The sequence below is a fragment of the Saccharothrix coeruleofusca genome, from assembly GCF_017876325.1.
Lineage (GTDB): Bacteria > Actinomycetota > Actinomycetes > Mycobacteriales > Pseudonocardiaceae > Actinosynnema > Actinosynnema coeruleofuscum.
The window spans coordinates 2,899,850-2,917,235 of sequence record NZ_JAGINV010000001.1 but is presented as its reverse complement, the minus strand read 5'-3'; the positions used below and the strand labels follow the sequence as shown (position 1 = coordinate 2,917,235).

The following is a 17,386-nucleotide window of genomic DNA, read 5'->3' as shown; positions in this document are numbered from 1 at the left end:
CCCCCTCAGGTGACGGCGAGCGCGCCCTGGTTGATCGAGACCGTCGGCCCCACCAGCGAGATGGAGGCGCCCTGGCCGTTGCTGATGACGATCCCGCTGTCGTTGACCGTGATCATCGCGCCGCCCGCCGTCTTGAGCGTGATGCCGACCCCCGGCACGTCCGACAGCACGATCGAGTGCTGCCCCAGCGTCTGCAGCACCATGTTCGGCGAGGCGGGCAACCCCGCGTTGGCAGGTGCGGGCAGCTCCGCCTGCCCGCCGTACCAGCAGCCGGTCCAGATCGGGAAGTCCTTGTTGCCCTGCTCGAACTCGATCCAGACGCCCGCTCCGACCGGCGGCACGACGTAGTGGCCCATCTGCGGCCCGGCCACCGGCAGGCACGGCAGCGCGAACGTGGACGGCGTCGTGCCGTACACGTCCGACACCAGCGCCTGGATGCGCCCGCGGCGCTCCGGGTCGACGTTGTTGAACACGGTGCCGCGGTACTTGCCGAGGTACCTGGTCGGTTCGGTCATCTGGCTCCCCTCACGGCCGGACCACTGGAGCCAGGGAGATCAACCCTTCCCTGGCGAGGGTGAAGTTCTGGGTGTAGCTGCCGCGCTGGAGGTTGTGCGTGACGCTCTTGACGTAGTACAGGCCGTCGTAGGTGATGCCCGCCCCGCGCACGCCGACCAGTTCGCGCGCCCGCAGCACGTGCCCGTAGCGCACCACGTCCAGCTGCCCGGACCCGGACACCGCGTCGGCGGACTCGGCGGCCTTGGCCAGCGTCTCGGCCAGCGCCTGCGGCGCGTCCTTCTTCGCGGTGTCCTTGATGACGGTCTTCTTCAACGCCGGCGCGGGTTTCAGCGCCATCGGCGGACGCAGCACGCTCACCTCCGGGACTGGCAGCGGCAGGGAGATCTTCGTGGCCGGGATCTGCACCATGGCCGTGGGCTGCTCCCGAGCGGTGCCGTCGAAGCTGAACGTCATCTGGTCCACGTTGGACGAAGCGTCGGAGTTCACCGTCAGCGCGGGCTGCGGCGCGCCCAGCCGCACCTCCGGCCCCCAGTAGGCGCGGCTGACCCCCGGCGCCGGACCGGGATCGAGGTAGAACACGTACCCGTTGGCCTTGGCGATCTCGTTGAGGTAGGCCAAATCTGTGCCCTTCTGCGAGGGCACTTGCTCGGTCGGCATCTTCACCTGGGGGAAGATCTCCGGCACCACCACCGGCACGATGCCGTAGGTGGCGTACTCCGCGATCACCACCGCCGCGCGGGCCGCCGGGGAGGTCGCCGGGAACTGCCGGTTCTCCTTCTCCTCCAAGTCCATCAGCACCGTCAGGTCCTCGCCGGTGACCGTCAGCGTGGACTGGCCCGGCTCGTTGCTGATGCCGACCTCCTGGCGGATGCAGATCCCGTCCATGATCACGTTCGGCACGCCGCGCACGGTGACCACGAGCACCACCCGCGTCTCCGGGTCGAAGAACCCGGCGGGCAGCAGCGCGTTGCGCAGCACGCCCATCTTCGACAGGTCGAACGCCAGCTGGAACCCGCTGCGCTGACCCGCCGAAACGGTCACCTGCGCCGACAGCAGCGCGTCGGTAACCTCCTGCGGCACGGGCACCGGGATGCGGCGGCCCATGAGCAGGGTGAGGTGGACGGGAGCCAGGTCAGCCATTCGGCATCGCGATCCTGAGCAGGCGGCCCGGCGTGCCCGTCAGCTCGTCCGGGCTCAGCACCGGGTTCGCGTCGGCGATCCGCCACCACGCCTCGGCGTCCCCGAAGTACCGGTGCGCCAGCAGGTCCGGCCGATCGCCCTCGCTCACCTCGTGCTCGGCGATGGCGGCCGACGGGGGCGGCGGCAGTAGCCTGCGGGCGAGGTGGGGGACCTGCCTGCCGTCCGCGGTCACGTGCACCGCCGTGGGCACGCCGTAGTAGCGGCTGCCGCGCGGGTACGGCGTGGGTTGCGGCACGGCGGCGGCCATCGCGTCCGCGGGGTTGGTCATGACGTGCTCCTTCAGATGTTCCGCAGCCCGAGCGCTTCCAGCCGCCCCGGCGCGGCCGAACCGGCGAACCGCTCCTTCTGCGACAGGTAGGCCATGTAGAGGTCGGCCCCGCGGTGGCCCGCGGGCAGGTCGTTGACCGAGAGGACGCGCAGCCCGATGCTGACCGTGGCCCGGTACGGGTTCAGGTCGGCGTCGAAGGCTTCCTCGGTGATGGCCAGCTCGGTCAGGCGCACCGGCATGACCCGCTTGGCACCCCAGACGAACAGCGTCAGCGGGGTCTCGACGGGAGTGATCTCCAGCGTGCCCAGGCTCGCCAGGCGCAGGTTGGTGTTGATCTGGGTCGTGGTGGGGTGGACCAGCATCTCCAGCGTCGCCAGCTGCGGGTGGATGCCGAACTCGCTGGGCACCTCCGGCTGGTCGGTGGCGTCGATCTCGGCGGTGAACCGCCAGGTCTCGATGGCCGGGCCCTTGAGGCGCAGGGCTTCGGTGCGGTCGCCCTGCTCCGCCCCGGAGGCTTGGGGGGCGAGGCTGCGTTCGAGGGTGTCGGGGTTGAACTGCATGACGATGACCCGGCGCGTGCCCTGGTCCGGGTCGACCACGATCCCGGCGCGAACCGGCTTGGGTATGTCCAGGTATCGGGTCATGCCTGCTCCACCCCAGCTGAATCGTAGGAAGCGAGCATCCGCTGTGCTTTGTCCCTGAGGGACGGACTTGGATCTTCTTCGGCGGCTGACCGCAACAGCGGCCGGAATTCAGCTCTGGGATTGAGGGACATGCTCCACACGACTAGTTCGCGCAACTTCTCGGAGGGGTGCGAGAAGCCTCGCTTCAAGCGTTGGAGGACACGTTGGTCCACTGCGGGGGCGCCCATGGCCAGGAGCGTCAGGGTGGCACCGAGCATGGACTCGTTATGGGCGTCGTCCACTGCTTGGAGCAGCTCCTCGAAGGTGTAGACATCCAGGTCCTGCAGAAGACGTCCGGACAGTGATTGCACCTGACCCGGCTGCTCTCCGGAGACTTGTACGTAGCAGTACCCGGTGAAGTGGTTCTCGCCGTAATGCACACGCAACGCGGAGTCCGCGGACCACACCACCTCGGCGGGCTCGAATGTGTGAGGATTGCCGGCCGACCGGGCTGCGTACTGCCAACCACGCTCACGTGCGTACTCCGACACCGACTCTTCGGCCGGACAGTTCTTGAGCATCAGCAGGGGGGAGAAGTAGGTGTCGTTCACTCGGTCAACCCTCGGTTCTGGAAGAAGGAAATCTCTGCGGATGATAGTCCGTACGTCCGCAGCATCCGCTCGCGGATCTGTCGGTAGAGCTCTCTGACCTTGTCCTCTTCTGAACCTTCTTCGATAATTAATTCATTTTTTAAGCTGTGGACCCACGTTCTTATGGTCTCGAATTCGGCTTCCCGTAGGCGAGGGGCTTGTTCCTTTCCCTTGCTGAAGCGGGACGATGACATGCCGGAATCCTTCGCGGTCACGTTCGGATCTTTGAGCTGCAACTGCAGGACGTCCGCCGCGGCCTGTGAGCCCACCGGGGCCATCGGGTGGCTCCTGATCGCATTGGCCACGGTCTGCTCGCCGCGTGCGGCGAGATCCAGTTCCATGACCGAGGTCAGATAAGCCGCCGGATTTCGATGGCCCTCGCGGTGCACCATCAAGTCTGTCATCTCCCGCACGAAATCGGCATACGGACCACTCGGTGGCATGCCCTTGAGCGAGTCCAGTGCCATGCGCGCGATCGGTCCGCTCTGTCCGGTGAGCGATGCGAAGTAGCTAAGTTCTTCGTATTTGGGTTCGATTAGCTTCAACGGCTGCGCGCTCGATCCGGAGGGTTGTGGGAGGCCGCGCTTCTTTGACCGCTTGCCCTTGGCGAAGTCGACAACGCGGTTGAGCAGATTGCGGGGGTTGAAGCCGGTGCCCATCTTATGTCGGACTTGTGCTTCCGGTCGACCGGGCCCTTGGCCGTAGAGAGTCGCCCGCAGCGTGCCTGCGGGGAGGTCTGGTAGTTCCTGGTAATGTCTTGCCACCGTCGCGCCGCGCGCGGTTCCGCTGAACCGCAGCACCGGCATCAGTTGCTGGACGGGTTGGCCGCCCTTGTACACCTCGACGAAGTCGTGGCCCCCCGAGACGTCTTTGTTCTGGGGATTGCGCCGTTCCGCTTCGATTATCTCCTCACCAACCCGTCGGGCGAAGCGCAACATGGCATCCACGTCGACATCGACCCTCACCCCGTTCGCGACTTCGAGTTCGGGGTTCAAACGCGCCCGGATGTCCACCTTCTGGCTGGCGGTGAGGTCGAGGCGGGTGAGTCGGTACCACAAACGCATCGCGTTTAGAGCCGTGCGCGCCACCTTGATTCGTACACCGCGATCGAGCATCCGTTGAACCCGTGGTCTTATACGAGCGACGATCAGCTCCAAGCGACGCTGCTTGGCTTGTGGAGAGTTCTGGTCCTGTTCCTGCTTCTTCTTCCGCTGTTCCTGCCGTTGCTTGACCTTGGCTTTCATGCGGTCGCGGAAGTTCTGGTACTTGTCCCGCAGCTTCTTCGCGGTGTTGCGCAGCGACTTGCCGATCTTGCTGTTCGCTACCTTCCTTCCGACCTTCTTCAGGGTGGTCGCGACTCGCTTGACCCCGTTCGCCACGGCGTTCTTCGCCTGGTTCAGGCGTCCCCGAGGCGATCCCGCTGCGGGACGGCCGGGGCGAGCCGGGCGAGTGGGGCGGCCGGGACGTCCGGGGCGACCGGGTCGTTCCGCGCGGCCGGGACGTCCCGGACGGCCCGATGGACGTCCAGGGCGGGCGGAGGGACGGCGGAGCGCAGCACCCGCGCGCTGAGCTCCGCGACGGGCCGCGTTGACGGCGCGACCGGCGGCCTTGCGCGTGCCCCTCCCGGCCCGCTTCAGGCCGTTCATGATCTTCTTGGCCATTCCCTTGAGCGCGTTGCCCACGCCCTTGGCCGCCCCGGCCAGCTTGGCCATCAGGAAGTTGGTGATGAACTCCAGCAGCGCCACCACACCAGCGGCGACAGCGGCGGCGAACAGGCAGGCGGCGGGTCCGGCCTTGACCGCCTTCACGAAGGCCACGAAAGCCCCGACCGCCGCGATGATCTTGCTGATCGTGCCCCACGCCGCCATCAACCCCTGCACCACGGCCAGCACGGCACCGGCGGCGGGGACGATCAACGACACCAGTCGTTCGATGACGACGGCCACGATCATCATGGGCAGCGCCGCGATGATCGCGTCCCAGACCATCTTGCCGATCTTGGCCATGCTGATGCAGCCCTTGATCAGCACGTCGATGACGGACTTGCCCAGCCCGACGATGGCTTGGACCTTCTCGTTGAACCACTGCCGCACGGCCGACTTGATGGCGTCCCACAGGTGGTTGCGGATGCCCTCGACCGCCGCCGCGCCGAGCTTGCCCAGCCACGCCCCGACGCCCATGGACGCGATGTCGGCGATGATCGCGGCGAACTCGCCGAGCATCTGGATGGCGGCCTTGGCGAACTCGATCGCGGCGTTCACGGCACTGCGCACCAGCTCGACCGCTGCCTTGAGGCCCTTCTCCAGCAGGCGCAGCAGGCCGGTCAGCGCCTCGGCGAGCTTGTTGAGCAGGAACTCGACTCCCGCCTTCAGCGCGTCGGCGAGCTTGTTCACGGCGGCTATGGCCGCGTCGCGGGCGGCCTCGATGCCCTTGCGTATTCGGGCGGCCAGTTCGGGGAAGAACAGCGCCAGGACGTCGCAGAGCTTGAGCAGGACGGTGGCCAGCGCGTTGATCAGGCCGATGATCGCGTTGCGCGCCAGGTCGATCAAGCCGGTGACCACCGAGGCGAAGGTCTTGATAATGCCGTTGACCACCGCGACGGCCGCGTTGAAGATCGCGGTGATCGCGTTCAGCAGGCCCTCGAAGAAGGCTTTGACCTTGGACGCGATCCAGCTGAAGAAGCCGCCACCTTCGGACTCGCGCTGCTTGGCCTCCTTCTCCTTGCGCGCTTTCTCCTCAGCCTGCTCGCGCTCGTGCTCGATCTTGTCGTTGTCGTCCTGCTGGCGCTGCTCGGTCTCCTTGTCGGTGTCCTCCTTCTCCTTGTGGATGCCGGTCCGCGACGCCTCGTGCTCCTTGGTGGCCTCGCCGTTGCTCTCCTCGATCTTGGCGTCCTGCTCGGCCCGCCACTGCTCGCGCTGCGCCTGCACGTCCGCGGCGACCTTGCCGCGCTCGTCGGCCTGGGCGGCGCTGTTCTCCTGGACCTGCTGCGCCACCTGGGCCTCGTGGTCGGCCTTCGCCTGGGCCTCGCCCTGCTGCTTGGCCTGCCGCTCGGTGCCCATCTGGGCTTGGCCCTGCGCCACGCCCGCCTGGATCTCGGCGCCGCGCTCCTGCTGCGCGACGACGGCGACACCCTGATCGGCGTCGCCCGCCTGGGCCGGGCCGCCGCCTCCGCCGCCCTCCGCCGAGGGCACCTGGGCGGTCAGCGTCTCCGGCGGCGCGTTGGGGAAGATCTGGTCCTCGCCCATCGGCTTGGCCGACTCCTCGCGGCCCGCCGTGTGCAGGGTGGTGGAGGCGTCCCGCAACTCGTTCGTCTGCTCGTCGGTGCGCGCCGGGTCGTGCTCACCGGTCAGCTCGACCTTCGGGGCAGGGCCCACGGTGGTGTTCAGCGCCGGGTCGGTGGTCGGGACGTTGTCCACCGCGTCCTGGACGTCGCGGACCTCCTGCTCGGACATCTGGCCTTCGGCGTTGCCCGCGACGTGCGGGCGGCGGGCCTGCTGGGCCTGGTTCTCGCCCTCGACGCGCTTGGCCTCGGCCTGGCGCTGCTCCTCGGCGGCCTGCGTCTCCTTGGCCTTGGTCAGCTCGACCTGGACCGGCTCGCCGGGCGGCGCGGCTTCGGGCGGGCCGGTCAGGATCTGCGGCGCGCCGGACGGGCGGGTGGTCGTCGGGGGAGCGGCCTGCAACGCCTGCTGCTCCTTCGCGACGTCGTTCGTCGCCGCCGCGTCCACTTGGGACAGCGAGGTCTGCATCTTGTCCGGCGGCAGGGTGGCCACCATGGCCAGCGCCCCCTCCGGCGGCTGGTTCGACACGTCCGGTGGGGCCAGCTGCTGTTGTTCGGCAGGCGCGGGGGCCGCCGCGCCTGCACCGCCACCACCGCAGCCCGCGCCACCACCGACGGCCTCGGGCTCGGCCGGGGCCGGACCACCGTCACAGCCGCCGCCGCCCGGCTCCAGCGATGCCTCGGGAGCCGGCCCCGGTGCGCCGCCGCCGTCCGGCTCGGGCCCCGCGGCCCCTGGTGCCGCTTCACCGCCAGGACCCGCGCCTCCCGCCAAGTCCGGGCCCGCGTCCGGACCGGCCGGGCCAGCGAGATCGGGGCCGGCGGGACCGGGGCCGCCTGCGAACGCGGCGGAATCGGGGGCCGTGGACGGCGCGGGTTCGGCCAGGGCCGCCGCGCCGGCGGGTTCGGTGGACTCGGCGCGGCCGTCGTCCGCGCCGACCGGGCCGGGAGACACCGGTGCGGCGGGTGGTTCGGCGGTCGGCTCCGGACCGACTTCGGCGTCCAGCGGCTGTTCGGCCGGTGGCTCGTCCTCCTCGCGCTCGGTGGCGAGCGGCGGTTCCGGTGCGGGTTCGGGGGCGGGTTCGGGTGCGGACGCCTCGGTGCGCTCCGGCGGTTCCTGCTCCTCGGCCTGCTCGGCCTTGGTCGGCGGCGGGCTGGGGAAGCTGGGGGCGTCCTGCTGGGGCGGTGGCGACCCGCTGGCGGGCAGCGTGATCCGGTCGGCGGTCGGGACGTTGGAGACGTCCAGATCGGTGGCCGGCAGGTGGTCCTCGGGCTTGAGCTCCGGCGGCTCGGGCCGCTCCTGCTCCGCCCTGGGCTCCTCGGGCTCGGGAACCGGCACCTCGCTGTCCGCCGCCGCCTCCAGGCCAATCGGCTTCTCCTGCTCTTCGAGGCGTTCGTCGGTTTCCGGGCGGTCCAGCAGGCCGTGCTGCACCAGCGGGCTGTCCGGCGCCTGCGCGGCGGCCTCCACCCGCTCCGGGGCCACCTGGCCCTCCTGCTGCGCCATCGGGGCGACCTCGGGCGCGGGCGTGGCGCCGGCCGGAGGTCCCTGACCCGGCGGTGGCTGCGCGCCCGGCGCGCCGGGCTGCTGCGCGGCGGGGATCTCCTCGGCGGGCGTGCCCTCCGCCGGGGCCTCGTCATCGGCGGGCTTCTCCTCGCCTTCCTCCTTCTCCCGCTCCTCCTCCTCCTTCTCCTTCTCTTCCTCGGACTTCTCCTCTTCCTCCTCCGGAGCGGGTTCTTCGGTAGAGGGCTCCTCGGGCGCGGGTTCTTCGGTGGAAGGCTCCTCCGGCTGCGGTTCCTCGGTGGAGGGCTCCTCGGTCGACGGGTCTTCGGGCTGAGGCTCCTCGGGCTGCGGTTCTTCCGGTTGAGGTTCCTCGGGCTGGGGCTCTTCGGTGCTGGGCTCCTCGGGCACCGGTTCCGGCACGCTCGGCGTCTCCACCGGGCCGGGCGTGCTCTCCGCCTCCCGCACGTACTCCAGCACCCGCGCGTACTCCGCCGAGGACAGCCGCCGCTCCAGCCGGATCAGCACGTCCTCGCGCAGCTCCGGGGTGAACCGGGCCAGCTGGGCCCGCACCCGCCGCGACGAGTCGGTGGGGTCGCCGCGCAGGCTGCGCAGCACGCCCGCGACCAGCCGGTCCACCAGCGTCGCCGGGTCCAGCCGCTCGGTGCGCAGCCGGTCGGCGTTGACGGTGGCGTAGCGCAGCCACGCCGCTCCCTGCGCCACGCGCGGGACCGGCTCCTCGGCCTGGTCGGACCGCGCGACGCGCTCGGCCTCCTGCTCCACCGGCTCGCCCGGCAACGACACCGAGCCGGTGTCGCGGCCCTGCACCAGCGCGCCCAGCGGGTGCGGGACTTGCGCGGTGTGCAGCAGCTCGTGCACCAGCAGCCGCTCGCCGTCCGGGGTCTCGGGGCGGAACATGCCGTGCCCGAAGAAGATGTCCTGCCCGACGGTCACCGCGTCCGCGCCCAGCAGTTCGGTCAGCTCGGCCGCCTCGCGGTCGTGGTGCACGCGCACCGCGGCGAAGTCGTGGCCCAGCCGCGACTCCAGCTCCCGGCGCAGCCCGAGGTCGATCGGGTGCCCCGGCGAGGCCAGCACCTCCCGCAGCTCGCGCGGCTTGCGCGCGAACACCGACGGGCTGTCCTGCTTGGGCTTGCCCGGCTCGCCCGCCGTGCGGGCCGCCGCGCGCGTCACGGCGCACCCCCGCGCAGTCCGGTGTGGACGGACCTGGCCAGCGCCACGCCCAGCGCCCGCGCCGACGAGGTCCGGGGCAGCGCGGGCAGCCCGGCCACGACCTCCCGGTCCACCAGCGCCACCGGGGCGTCGCGCAGCAGCCGGGTCAGCTCCCGCCGGAACGACTCCACCAGCAGGTCCGCGTCCAGCCCGCCGAATCCGGTGAGCACCAGCTCGTCGATCCGCACCCTCACACCCACCCGGCCACCTCCGAGGAGGTCAGCGAGCGGTCCAGCTTGAGGTACTCGGTGCGGGCCGCCGCCAGCACGTGCCGCATCCCCAGCGGCGCGGCCTCCTCGGCGGCCAGGAACGCCGCCGAGAGCGCGATGTTGCGGATGCTGCCGCCCGCCACGGTCAGCTGCGCGAGCTTGCCCGCGTCGACGCCCTCGGTGGGGGTGTCGGCGGGGATCACCCGGCGCCAGATCTCCGCGCGCTCGACCGGGCCGGGGAAGGGGAAGTCCACCACGAACCGGATGCGCCGCAGGAAGGCGGTGTCCAGCGCCTTCTTCATGTTGGTGGTCAGTATCGCCAGGCCCCGGTAGGACTCCATGCGCATCAGCAGGTAGCTGACCTCGATGTTGGCGTAGCGGTCGTGGCTGTCCTTGATCTCGCTGCGCTTGCCGAACAGCGCGTCGGCCTCGTCGAACAGCAGCAGCGCGCCGCCGCCCTCGGCCGCGTCGAACACCCGGCGCAGGTTCTTCTCGGTCTCCCCGATGTACTTGCTGATCACCTGGGACAGGTCGATGACGAACAGGTCCAGGCCCAGCTCGCCCGCCAGCACCTCGGCGGCCAGCGTCTTGCCGGTGCCGCTGCCGCCCGCGAACAGGGCGGTGACGCCCAGCCCGCGCCGCAGCACGTTCTCGAAGCCCCACTCCTGGTAGACCCTGGAGCGCTGGCGGACGTGCGCGATGATCTCGCGCAGCACCAGGCGCTGCGCGTCGGGCAGCACCAGGTCCGCGGCGACCGCGCGCGGCTCGACCCGCTGGCCCAGCTCGTCCAGCGCCATCCTGGCCTGCTCCAGCCCGGCCCGCCACGCCCGATCCGCCGGATCGCCCCGCTCGTCCGAAGCCCGGCCCACCGCCGCGCCTGCCGCCCGGATCACGTGCGAGGGCAGGGAGAACTGCGCCACCAGGTCGCGCAGCCGCTGCTCGGGCACCGCCGACCCGCTGCCGTTGAGCGCGGAGCGCCACAGCGCGCGCTGCTCGTCCTGGGTGGGGCGGGTCACCGCCACCCGAGGCCAGGTCCGCTGCCCGGAGGGCACCGGGTCGAGCGCGGAGACGACCACCGGCACCGCCAGGCCCTCGACGAACGACCGCACCGCGGCCTGCTGCGGCCCGCTGACCTCGACCAGCAGCGCGGACGGCAGCAGCAGGGCCTCGCGCTCCCACAGCCGGGACAGCGCCTCCCGCTCGGTGGCGGAGGTGGGCACGTCGTCGGAGAACATCGCGTGCAGCGCCACGCCCGCGTGCCGGGCGGCGAAGGCGGCGACCTCCCAGCGGGTCTGCTGGTCCGCGCCCACCAGGTGCACCAGGGGGCCGTCGGCCCACCGCGATGCCATCGACTCGGCCACGTCGCGGTGCGACTCCGGCAGGTCGCGCGGCACGTCGACCCGCGACAGCGTGCCGTGCAGGCGGCTGTCCACGTAGGGCACGCCGACCAGGAAGTGCAGCACCCGCTCGTCCACGCGCAGCCGGGCGGCGGTCAGCACCGGGTCGGGATCGACCTCGACCAGCCGCCACCGGCGCAGCGGCGCGACCGGTGCCGCCGCGCTCCAGTGCGCGTCGTCGAACGAGGAGAAGGCGTGCGCGAAGGTCGGCACGGGCGCTTGCAGGCGCAGCTCGGCCGCGACGGCCAGCAGCAGCACCTTGCGCTCGAACGGGCTCAGCCCGAAGCACGAGCACACGGTGTCCAGGGCGCTCAGCCCGTCGCCGGGGGGCTCCTCGCGGCCCGCGAGGACGGCGTCGACGGCGGCGAGGAGCACCCGCCGGTGCCGGTCGCCGTCCTCCGCGAACCCCGCGCCCCCCACCGCGCTCATCCCGAGATGTCGACGGTCGGCCCGGCGAAGGTGCCGTCGGCGTGGGTCAGCGGGCTCTCCGCGCCGTCGACCTGCACCCGCACCAGGTAGGTGCCCGCGCCGACGTCGCGGATCGGCACCACCTGGGTGGCGCCCGGCGGCAGCGGGAAGGGGGCGGTGAACTGGTGGCCGCGCGCCTTGCCCTGGGGCGCCCGCTCGTCCAGCAGCAGGGTGACCCGCTGCTCGGGTCGGACCGGGATGTCCAGCTCCACCCGCAGCGCCCCGTCGCCCTCCGGCGCGGCCTGCAGCACCCTGGGCCGCCGGACGTAGGGCGCGGCGTTGGACTCCAGCCACGGCCGCGTCGCGTCGCCGATCGCCACGTCGTAGCGCAGCTGCACCGGGTGCACGCCAGCGGGCAGGTCGTCGGGCTGGGCCAGCACGACCGCGTTCTCCCGCGCCCGCACCACTTCCGCCCCGACCCCGCCGACCAGCGCGCTCAATCCCGGACGGCCGAGGTTCGCGCCGCGCAGCGCCAGGTGCCGCTCGGCGGTGATCGGCCCGTCGTCGGGCGGGGTGCCCTCGGGCGCGTCGGGGGCCAGCGACAGCACCTCGTCGATGACCGGGCGGGTGAACGAGGTGACCGCGACCTGCCTGCGCAGCACCGGTTTGCCCGAGGTGGGCAGGGACTGCCCGTCCAGCAGCACCGCGGTCGCCTGATAGGGCACCGACAGGGCGTAGGGGGTCTGGAGCATCGTCGACCACAGCTTGGACAGGTCGTCGAGGTCCATCTGGGTCGGGGTGAACCGCACCAGCTGGGGCGAGGCGGCCAGGTCCGAGCCCAGCAGCGGCGGCCTGCTCACCGCGTCCTGGATGTCGGAGCGGGTCAGCACCGGCTGCTCGTGCAGCGCGGCCACCACCGCGCCCAGCAGCCGCTGCGGCACGAAGTCGGACTCGTCGCCGTAGAAGCTGATCAGGTAGTGCAGGTCGATCGCGGCCTGGGGCCGTTTGAGCACGGTGCCGTCGCCCGCGCGGGTGACGGTGTCCCGGTTGCGCAGCGCGGCGTTGGGGACCACCTGGTACAGGAAGACCGTCACCAGCGCGTCGGAGGTCGGGTCGGCGGGCGGCTTGGTGGTGGCCACGGTCGCGCCGACCTCCACCGCGGCCACGGCGCGGGCCAGGAAGGTCTGCAGCGCCCTGGTGGCGGTGGCCACGGCGAGGAAGTTGCTCATCGGCGGTCGTCCTCACGGGCGAGGTAGCGCTCCAGGCTCAGCACCGGTTCGGGACGCCGGGCGCGCGGGCGGGGGGCTCTGCCGCGCTCCGGCTCCGCCGCGGTGACCTCGACCCGGCCGATGGACACCTGCACCACCGGCGGCGGTGGCGGCGCGATCACGGGTGGCGGTGCGGGGGCGGGGGTCCGCCTGGGCTCGGTCACCGGCGTCGGGGCGGTGGCGGTGGTGTGCACCGGCCGGGGCACCACGACCGGTGCGGTGGGCAGCACGGTCACCTCCACGGTCGTGGAACGCTGCTCCACCAACGGCTCCCGGACCACTTCGTGCCGCGTTCGCTCGGTGCTGACGACGGTTTCGGTCACCACCGCGGGCACCGGTTCCGGCGCGGGCGGGCTCACCCCGGCGGGCCTCGGGGACGCGGGCGGCGGTGCGGCGGGGGTGTCACCGGCCGGTCCGCGCGGCCCCTGCGGACCTCGCGCACCCGGCGGGGCGGGCGCGACCGGAGCGGGCGGGGTGGACCAGACCTCCGCTTCGGCTTCCACCTCGGTGTCGAGCTGCTCGTAGAGCTGCGGCAGTCGCGGCCGGACCACCGGGTCGGCCGGCGGGAAGCCCGGCACGCTGCGCGCGAGCAGGCGGTCGAAGTGGTCAGCCATGGTCGACCAGCTCCAGGTAGTGCCGCCGCCGGGTCGGGCTCAGCGCCAGCACCTCGGGTTCGGTCCAGCCGTAGGCGCGGGCCAGCGCGTGCACCTCCAGCAGCAGGGTCCGCGCCCACGTGTCCAGCTCGGCCCACAGGTGGGAGACGATGTCGACGGTGGCGGTGTTGCGCTGCCCGCACTCCACGCACGGCATCGCCACCCGCACGTCGGCGGCGGGATCGGCCTCGGCCACGGCGGTGGCGAGCAGGTCGACCACCTCGGCGGGCGGGGTGTCCGGGACCGGCCGCCCGTCGCGCCGCACCGCCAGGGCGCACCGGGCCAGCAGCACCGCCTTCGCGGCGGGCGGGTCGGCCGCCGCCGCGAGCAGGTCGGCGGAGGTGGGCAGGCGCAACCGCACCCGCCACCCGCCCGCCTCGACCTCCAGCTCCTGCCCGGTGGCGGGCGGGGTGCGCAGCACGTTGGCCACGTCGAAGTCGAACTCCTGCTCGGTGCCGCACGCCGGGCAGGCCAGCCGCCCGGTGAGCCGCTCGCCGAACAGCGCGCGGCGCAGCTCGAACAGCAGCCGGTCGCGCGCCCCGACCGCGAGCTCCGCCGAGCGCTCGCCCGCCAGCGCCTGCAGCAGCAGTGCCCGGCGGACCGGTCCGGCCGCCAGCCCCGCCTCCCAGGTCGCGAGGAGCTCCGCTGGTCCGCGCATGGTCAGGCCGGGAACTGGATGGACGGCTCTTCCGGCTCGGCGACCTCGTAGTCCCGGTCCCAGCCCTCGTGCTCCAGCTTCAGGCTCTGGATGGCCACGGCGTTGGCGTTGGCGTCCAGCTCGCCGACGATCTGGTACTCGGCGACCCAGGCCCGGTAGACCTTGTAGGCCACGGCGACCTGGCCCGCCTCGTTGAGCACCTGGATCACGATGTCCTTGCGGAAGTCCCGCAGCGACGACTCCGCGCCGCGGCCCTGCCCGACCATCCAGACCTTGTTGGCCCAGCGGTCGAATTCCACGTCGTGGGTTATTCCGCGTTCCAGCGTGATCGCCTCGAACTCGGTGCGCCCGGCGGATTTTCGCGGTGAGCTGGCATCACCGCCGCTGCGGTGCTTCACCACTTCGGTGGTGCGCTTGAGCGGGCTGATCTTCGACACGCCCGCCACCGGGCGGCCGTCCCACAGCACCAGGAACTTGAAATTCTTGTACGGGTCGAACCGCTGCGGATTGACGATGAACTCGGCCATGCGAAACCTCACACCTCGATCTGCCCGGCCATCTGCTCGATCTGGATGATCACGAACTCGGCGGGCTTCAGCGGAGCGAAGCCGACAAGAATGTTCACGATCCCGTTGTTGATGTCGTTCTGCGTGGTGGTCTCCTTGTCGCACTTGACGAAGTAGGCCTCCCGCGAGGAAACGCCCTGGAACGCGCCGCGCTCGAACAGCGAGTTGAGGAACGCGCCGACGTTGAGCCGGATCTGCGCCCACAGCGGCTCGTCGTTGGGCTCGAACACCACCCACTTGGTGCCGCGGTACAGGCTCTCCTCGATCATCAGCGCCAGCCTGCGCACCGGCACGTACTTCCACTGCGACGCCAGCGCGTCCGCGCCGTCGAGCGTGCGCGCCCCCCAGACCACCGGCCCGATCACCGGGAAGGACCGCAGGCAGTTCACGCCGAGCGGGTTGACCAGGCCGTTCTCCGGGTCGTTGAGCGGCACGGTGAGCGCGCGGGTGCCCGCCAGGCGGGCCTCGGTGCCCGCGGGCGCCTTCCACACCCCGCGCCCGCTGTCGGTGCGCGCCATGATCCCGGCGACCGCGCCGCACGGCGGGAAGGCCCGCAGCCGCCCGGTCAGCGGGTCGACCTGCTCCAGGTGCGGGAAGTACAGCGCCGCGTGGTCGCTGCGCACCGGGTCCAGCCTGGGCAGTTCGGCGCGGGCGCGGTTGAGCGTGTCCCACGAGGACGGGCTGTCGACCAGCAGGAACGCCCGCTTGTCCACGCACAGCCGCTCGGCCGCGGCGAGCACCGGGATCTGCTGGTCGATCGTGGGGTAGCCGCAGACCTCGGGCAGGCACAGCAGGTTGACGTCCTCGACGTCGCGCAGCGCGTGCAGGCCGGTCTTCGCGCTCTCCGCGCCGATGATGTCGGTGGGTCCGGGCAGGCCGCCGTCCTCGCCGGCCTGGCCGCCCTCGCCGCCGACCGCGTAGGCGGTGACGTTGGGGGAGGCGTTGAGGTTGAGCGCGGTGGCGACCGCGCCGCTGAACTCCAGCACCGTGGCCGGGTCGTCGGAGCCGGACACCACCTGCAGCCGGTTGCCCATGGGGGTCACCCGCGCGGCGCCGAAGGTGCGGGTCCCCGGCTGGTCGGGGATCGCGCGCAGCGCCTGCTCCAGCGCCAGGCCCAGCGCCACCAGGTTCCCCGGCTCGCCCTGGACGCGGGTCCGGAAGGTCTCGGTGCCGCCGCGGAGCTTGACCTCCAGGTCCTCGTCGGGGATGGCGGGCAGCTCCGCGCCGAACGCGCCGGACACCGTGCCGACCGGGTCGGGCCGCAGCCGGGGGTCGGTGCCCGCGGGCGGTTCGGCGGTGATCAGGTCCGAGCTCGCGTTGACCACGTCCACGACGTAGCGCGGGTGCTCGGGGTCGGGGGAGACGTCGTTGAAGGTCTCGCCGCCGACGCGCAGGTTGTAGGTCTCGTTCGGGGTGCGCGTGGCGTAGTCGACCGACACCCGCAGGCCGTTGCCCCAGGCGCCGGGTTCCTTGGCGCGGATCACCAGCGCGGTGCCCGCGGGCTGGTCGACGTCGGAGGAGCTGTTGGGCAGTTCCACCGAGGCGGCCCGCGCCCCGGACGCGACGCGCACGACCACCGCGATCGACCCGCCGTTGAGGAAGAACTGCTGCACCGCGTAGCTGACCGGGCTCTTCGCCGCCAGCCCGCCGAACTGCCGCTCGAAATCGGCGAATCCGGTGATGGTGACCGCTTGGTCCACCGGGCCTCTGGAGGTGTATCCGACGAATGCGGTCACCGAAGTGGACACCGCGGTGATCGTGCGAACTCGACTGGGCAATTCTTCGATGTAGACACCGGGATAGGTCGGTGTGACAGGCATGTGCTCTCCACGGTCCTCGACACGCTAGTGGTGAGAGGAAATGGGCGAGCGACACCCAGCTTTAGCTCCCCCGTTCCCCAGCGCTCACGGCGCCATAGGATGGGACCGATACTTGCCCCCTCCGCCGTCCGCGTCAAGGGATTCGGCGATCTTCCGGAGGAAGTAGCCCGGATGGCTGATGATCGAGAACGCCCCCTTTCGGCACCCGATCGGTCCGGAACAATAGGACCGATTGTCCCGGCGAGGCCCCGGAAGTCGTTGAATTCCCTGGTCGACAACTGAACCGACGTGGTGTCGAACCGGCTCCGGTGTCCGCAGAGGACGAACGGGGGTGCGGGCTCTCCCGTCCGTCCGGCCGCCCCTGTGGCCGCCCCTCCGGTCGCACGAGTGGGCAGCGCCTGTCCGCAGAAACGAGACGAGACGTTCCGACTCGTTCGCTGGTACCGTGGGGCGATGACCGCTCCGCGCAAGACCCCGGACCGCAGTCGTCGCAGCGCGCGCTCCCGCCGCGCCATCTTCGACGCCGCCCTCGCGCTGATCGGCGAGGTGGGCTACGCCGCCACCACGATCGAGGGCATCGCCGCCAAGGCGGGGGTCGGCAAGCAGACGATCTACCGCTGGTGGCCGTCCAAGGCGGCGGTGCTGCTCGACGCCTTCCTCGACCTCGGGGACCAGGCGGCGATGGCGGCGGGCGCCGACGACCGCGCGTCCGCCATCCCGGATTCCGGTGACCTGGAGGCCGATCTCAAGCTCGTCCTGCGGGCGACCGTGGACGAGCTCGGCGACCCCAAGTACGACCTGCCCTTCCGCGCGCTGGCCGCCGAGGGGGCGGTGAACGAGGATCTCGGCGTCGAGGTGGTGGAGCGGCTCCTGCGCCCGCAGCGCCAGCTCTACGTCGAGCGGCTGCGCGCGGCGCGGGAAGCCGGGCAGCTGCGCGAGGACTCCGACCTGGAGATCGCGGTGGACCTGCTGGTCTCGCCGTTGGCACAGCGCTGGTTGCAGCGCACCGGCCCGGTCACCCACGAGTACGCCGAAGCGCTCGTGGAGCACGTCTTGCGAGGGCTGACGCGATAACGAGACGTCGCGTCTTGTTTTAGTGGGTGAGGTCGTCTACGGTGTGCTCAACAAGACGAGACGGTTCGTCTTGT

At 71.5% G+C, this 17,386-nt stretch carries 14 protein-coding genes; 1 reads left to right on the top strand and 13 read right to left on the bottom strand.

From position 1 onward, the window contains the following. Positions 1 to 5: 5 nt before the first annotated feature. From JOF41_RS13450 to JOF41_RS13390, 13 genes are read right to left on the bottom strand one after another with little or no spacing between them, the layout of a single operon-like run. Positions 6 to 515 (bottom strand): phage baseplate assembly protein V, encoded by a 510-nt coding sequence (locus tag JOF41_RS13450; RefSeq protein WP_189223448.1) that lies wholly within the window; start codon positions 513 to 515, stop codon positions 6 to 8. A 10-nt stretch (positions 516 to 525) separates the two neighbouring features. Next, on the bottom strand, positions 526 to 1,656 hold the full coding sequence (locus JOF41_RS13445; RefSeq protein WP_189223449.1) for a hypothetical protein: 1,131 nt from the start codon (positions 1,654 to 1,656) through the stop codon (positions 526 to 528). Then, positions 1,649 to 1,984, bottom strand: a complete 336-nt coding sequence (locus JOF41_RS13440; RefSeq protein WP_244989584.1) for a LysM domain-containing protein — start codon at positions 1,982 to 1,984, stop codon at positions 1,649 to 1,651. Before JOF41_RS13440 ends, JOF41_RS13445 begins: the two co-directional genes overlap by 8 nt. 11 nt (positions 1,985 to 1,995) lie before the next feature. Then, positions 1,996 to 2,628, bottom strand: coding sequence for a hypothetical protein (locus JOF41_RS13435; protein ID WP_189223450.1), 633 nt, complete (start codon positions 2,626 to 2,628; stop codon positions 1,996 to 1,998). Then, positions 2,625 to 3,218, bottom strand: coding sequence for a hypothetical protein (locus tag JOF41_RS13430; protein ID WP_209619150.1), 594 nt, complete (start codon positions 3,216 to 3,218; stop codon positions 2,625 to 2,627). The genes JOF41_RS13435 and JOF41_RS13430 overlap by 4 nt, the downstream gene beginning before the upstream one ends. Then, positions 3,215 to 9,220: an eCIS core domain-containing protein gene (locus JOF41_RS13425; RefSeq protein ID WP_209619147.1), complete on the bottom strand. Its 6,006-nt coding sequence runs from the start codon at positions 9,218 to 9,220 to the stop codon at positions 3,215 to 3,217. The genes JOF41_RS13430 and JOF41_RS13425 overlap by 4 nt, the downstream gene beginning before the upstream one ends. Further along, positions 9,217 to 9,459 (bottom strand): hypothetical protein, encoded by a 243-nt coding sequence (locus JOF41_RS13420; protein WP_189223453.1) that lies wholly within the window; start codon positions 9,457 to 9,459, stop codon positions 9,217 to 9,219. The genes JOF41_RS13425 and JOF41_RS13420 overlap by 4 nt, the downstream gene beginning before the upstream one ends. Then, entirely contained in the window at positions 9,450 to 11,294 is a 1,845-nt protein-coding gene (locus JOF41_RS13415) for an ATP-binding protein (protein ID WP_209619144.1), read from the bottom strand. The genes JOF41_RS13420 and JOF41_RS13415 overlap by 10 nt, the downstream gene beginning before the upstream one ends. Beyond that, positions 11,291 to 12,502, bottom strand: a complete 1,212-nt coding sequence (locus tag JOF41_RS13410; RefSeq protein ID WP_209619141.1) for a Pvc16 family protein — start codon at positions 12,500 to 12,502, stop codon at positions 11,291 to 11,293. The genes JOF41_RS13415 and JOF41_RS13410 overlap by 4 nt, the downstream gene beginning before the upstream one ends. Beyond that, entirely contained in the window at positions 12,499 to 13,155 is a 657-nt protein-coding gene (locus tag JOF41_RS13405; protein WP_209619138.1) for a hypothetical protein, read from the bottom strand. The genes JOF41_RS13410 and JOF41_RS13405 overlap by 4 nt, the downstream gene beginning before the upstream one ends. Further along, positions 13,148 to 13,852, bottom strand: coding sequence for a T4 family baseplate hub assembly chaperone (locus tag JOF41_RS13400; RefSeq protein WP_209619135.1), 705 nt, complete (start codon positions 13,850 to 13,852; stop codon positions 13,148 to 13,150). Before JOF41_RS13400 ends, JOF41_RS13405 begins: the two co-directional genes overlap by 8 nt. A gap of 2 nt (positions 13,853 to 13,854) precedes the next feature. Beyond that, positions 13,855 to 14,379 carry a phage tail protein gene (locus JOF41_RS13395; protein ID WP_189223456.1) on the bottom strand — a complete coding sequence of 175 codons (525 nt, stop codon included), beginning with the start codon at positions 14,377 to 14,379 and terminating at the stop codon, positions 13,855 to 13,857. An 8-nt stretch (positions 14,380 to 14,387) separates the two neighbouring features. Next, positions 14,388 to 16,238, bottom strand: coding sequence for a phage tail sheath C-terminal domain-containing protein (locus tag JOF41_RS13390; protein ID WP_189223457.1), 1,851 nt, complete (start codon positions 16,236 to 16,238; stop codon positions 14,388 to 14,390). A 453-nt stretch (positions 16,239 to 16,691) separates the two neighbouring features. Here JOF41_RS13390 and JOF41_RS13385 point away from each other — a divergent pair, with 453 nt between their 5' ends. Further along, complete coding sequence (locus tag JOF41_RS13385) at positions 16,692 to 17,312, top strand: TetR/AcrR family transcriptional regulator (protein ID WP_189223458.1); 621 nt, start codon at positions 16,692 to 16,694, stop codon at positions 17,310 to 17,312. Positions 17,313 to 17,386: the final 74 nt, after the last annotated feature.

Bases quoted from the DNA above. Each gene is read 5' to 3' on its own strand.
- JOF41_RS13390 (WP_189223457.1), bottom strand. From the start codon at position 16,238: ATGCCTGTCACACCGACCTATCCCGGTGTCTACATCGAAGAATTGCCC.
- JOF41_RS13385 (WP_189223458.1), top strand. From the start codon at position 16,692: ATGACCGCTCCGCGCAAGACCCCGGACCGCAGTCGTCGCAGCGCGCGC.
- JOF41_RS13415 (WP_209619144.1), bottom strand. From the start codon at position 11,294: ATGAGCGCGGTGGGGGGCGCGGGGTTCGCGGAGGACGGCGACCGGCAC.
- JOF41_RS13435 (WP_189223450.1), bottom strand. From the start codon at position 2,628: ATGACCCGATACCTGGACATACCCAAGCCGGTTCGCGCCGGGATCGTG.
- JOF41_RS13410 (WP_209619141.1), bottom strand. From the start codon at position 12,502: ATGAGCAACTTCCTCGCCGTGGCCACCGCCACCAGGGCGCTGCAGACC.
- JOF41_RS13445 (WP_189223449.1), bottom strand. From the start codon at position 1,656: ATGGCTGACCTGGCTCCCGTCCACCTCACCCTGCTCATGGGCCGCCGC.
- JOF41_RS13400 (WP_209619135.1), bottom strand. From the start codon at position 13,852: ATGCGCGGACCAGCGGAGCTCCTCGCGACCTGGGAGGCGGGGCTGGCG.
- JOF41_RS13440 (WP_244989584.1), bottom strand. From the start codon at position 1,984: ATGACCAACCCCGCGGACGCGATGGCCGCCGCCGTGCCGCAACCCACG.
- JOF41_RS13405 (WP_209619138.1), bottom strand. From the start codon at position 13,155: ATGGCTGACCACTTCGACCGCCTGCTCGCGCGCAGCGTGCCGGGCTTC.
- JOF41_RS13450 (WP_189223448.1), bottom strand. From the start codon at position 515: ATGACCGAACCGACCAGGTACCTCGGCAAGTACCGCGGCACCGTGTTC.
- JOF41_RS13395 (WP_189223456.1), bottom strand. From the start codon at position 14,379: ATGGCCGAGTTCATCGTCAATCCGCAGCGGTTCGACCCGTACAAGAAT.